This window comes from Luedemannella flava (assembly GCF_039528515.1).
Classification (GTDB): Bacteria; Actinomycetota; Actinomycetes; order Mycobacteriales; family Micromonosporaceae; genus Luedemannella; species Luedemannella flava.
In genome coordinates, this window is the sequence record NZ_BAAALT010000302.1 from 1 (window position 1) to 546 (window position 546).

At 78.2% G+C, this 546-nt stretch carries 1 pseudogene; it reads left to right on the forward strand.

The features are described 5' to 3' along the window. Window positions 1–281: 281 nt before the first annotated feature. Window positions 282–546, forward strand: a pseudogene (locus tag ABD211_RS32855) (hypothetical protein); the annotation flags it as partial.

Genomic DNA, 546 nt, shown 5'->3' on the forward strand with positions numbered 1-546 from the left:
CCGCGCCGTCGCGGACCGCCGCCGCCCGCCGTCGCCACGCTGGCCCCCGCCACCGGCCCGCCCCCGCGCCGGTGCCCACCATCAGCGACGGCCCGCCGCTGACTCCGGCCGGCCGCTGTCCCCGGTCGCGCACCAGCGACCGGCGGCTATGAGCCTAACGCTCGCGGCGTCCATCGGGGCGAGCCGCTGCCGCATGACACGCTGCGACATCGCGGGCGGGTTATTCGATCATCGCCGGCACCCGGTCGTCGCGACGGCCGATTGCCTGGCACGATGGCCGGGTGCGTTCTCCGGAGATCCCTCACGCGCCCGGCCCTTCGCCCCGGCCCACCAGGCGCGGCGTGCTGCGCGGCGCCGGCGCTCTCGCGCTCGGCGCGGTGGTCACGCCGGCCCTTCTGGCCGGCTGCTCGAGCGGCGGGGACGAGATCGAGATCCCGGGGGCGGCCCAGCTGGCCGACGTGATCACCGCCACGGCCGACCTCGCCGGCCGGTACGACGCGGTCATCGCCGCCTACCCCGCCCTGGCCGACCGCCTGACGCCCCTGC